The organism is Mesorhizobium sp. M8A.F.Ca.ET.202.01.1.1, from assembly GCF_004791595.1.
GTDB lineage: Bacteria > Pseudomonadota > Alphaproteobacteria > Rhizobiales > Rhizobiaceae > Mesorhizobium.
In genome coordinates this window covers 1-1,885 of sequence record NZ_SRUN01000043.1, presented here as the reverse complement: position 1 = coordinate 1,885, position 1,885 = coordinate 1, and the positions used below count along the sequence as shown (strand labels likewise).

Below are 1,885 nucleotides of genomic sequence, written 5' to 3'. Positions count from 1 at the left end.
ACGTTCACGAAGATCGTTTGAAAGCGCTCGCGTCATCAGATGCTGGCCTCCAATCCAGCCAGCATCTTGAATCACAAACCAGCTGCTTTGGGAATCCTACGATTCTCTCAAAACAGGAACCGCTCTAATTAGCACGATAGGTTTGTCGGGCTTCTTGCTCTCGTAGCGCGGAGAAAAGTCGAAGATCCCGCGAGGCAACAGCTTTGATGATCGTGTTTACATCGAACCGATCAAAATTCACGTGTAACCCACAGGAAGTCCGTCGTCCCTTTCAAATCGGCACCCGGAATAAGACCGACCGCGCCGTTGAGCGCGACATGTGTGCTAAGCGCATCCACTTCCGTGCCGATCGTCCACTTTTCCGTGGGCTGATAGATCAAATTTACGCCGTATCGCTTCGTTCTGATCGAGGGGTTGGTCGCGAACAGGTCGAGATTCACCGCGACATAGCTTACGAACGCGTTCGACTCCCATTTGTCCGACCATTCATGATGGTACGAAGCCACGGCGCTCCAACCCTGTATCGGGCCGACGGTGGGGAAGCGCGCGGCGAAAGCGGCGGCGTCGGCTTCGGTGCCAAGGAAAGCAGGCGCGTCTACCGAATAGGCAAGGCCGGCGCTAAAATTATCGTCTTCACCGGCAAATCTAACCGGCGCCGTAAGGCCGGCTGTCGCTGCCCAACCGAATCGGCTGCCGGCCGACAAATCGAGCAAGCGCGCGGCCGGCGTCTCTTGCCGACGAGCGGCCGCCGAAACCTGCATGATCCAGTCGTCTTTTTCGTAATGGAGCTGCGCCGTGAAATACGGCGGCGTCTTGGGGAATTCCCAGGTGGTTGCACCGCGGCTGGTCGGAGGACCGGCCTCGACCGCCACAGAGGACGATAGATCGTCGGTGATCTCGTATTTGTAGGAAGCCAGATAACTGCTCAGCGACGGCGACGACGCGGTGAACTGGAAATCGCCCGACCAGGCGTTCATGAGGGATTCAGCGTAGCCAACTTTTACCCCCGCGTATTCGATTGTTGCTTCGGACAAGGTGGGCGCTGCGTCGAAACCATCGTCGGAGTTATAGCTCCAGGAAATACCGAAGACGAACTTGAACGGTCCGGATCCCGTCAGCCGCGCAGCCGCAAGGCGCAAATCCGCTTCGGAGCTGAAAGTCCGGGCGGTTCTTGAACCAGGTCCCAAATGCGGCTCCGGAGCATTGGTGTGTTGCAGGGTGCCCTGCAGGCTTCCGGATAGATCGTAGCAAACGCCGTTGACGAGGTAGCGATGCGACCCCGTGCCATCGGTTGCGCTGAGCGGTTTGCTTTCCGAGCCGGACCCGCCGACATCGATGTCGCACACGGCGCTATCTTCTTCGTCCTCGTCCTCGCCATCGTCCTGCGCGAAGGCCGGCGACAACAAGCGAAAGAGACACAAGCAGATCATGCAAAAGCGGCGAACGTGGCGCCCAAATACTACCTCGCCGGAGTTTTGGCGCAGTCCCATGGATCCCGACACACCGTCATGCGACTTGTTTGCGTCAACGGATGAGCCAGGCACACGTAACACGCCCAGCTTCCGACGGCCCTCTTTGTCATCCTGCGAAAGGCTTGCAGCGTTCGAGAACGACCGTGCCACGGGCGCAACTGGCGACGGGTTCCGCTTGCCAATCAGCATGCCGGGCTTGGCACACGCCAGAGCAGGAAGCCAACGACCCGAACCATGCCAGCGTTCTCCTTCAATCGACGCGTCACTCGTATTCTAAAGCAAAAAGCGTCAGATGCCGCCGCCATTGTCATATTGCTCTTCGGCAATGTCACGCTCGTCCAGCCAGTGTTCCAGGGTATCTACCATCTCTTCGGCCGACTTGCCGAGCGTCTTGAGATGGATCTCCGGTTTCT

At 58.2% G+C, this 1,885-nt stretch carries 1 protein-coding gene; it reads right to left on the bottom strand.

Going from position 1 to position 1,885, the window contains the following annotated elements:
* Positions 1–230 precede the first annotated feature (230 nt).
* Positions 231–1,661, bottom strand: coding sequence for a porin (locus tag EN845_RS33725; RefSeq protein ID WP_127873642.1), 1,431 nt, complete (start codon positions 1,659–1,661; stop codon positions 231–233).
* Between the last annotated feature and the right edge of the window lie 224 nt (positions 1,662–1,885).

Excerpts from the sequence above, each read along its gene's own strand:
- EN845_RS33725 (WP_127873642.1), bottom strand. The coding sequence starts at position 1,661 with ATGCTGATTGGCAAGCGGAACCCGTCGCCAGTTGCGCCCGTGGCACGG.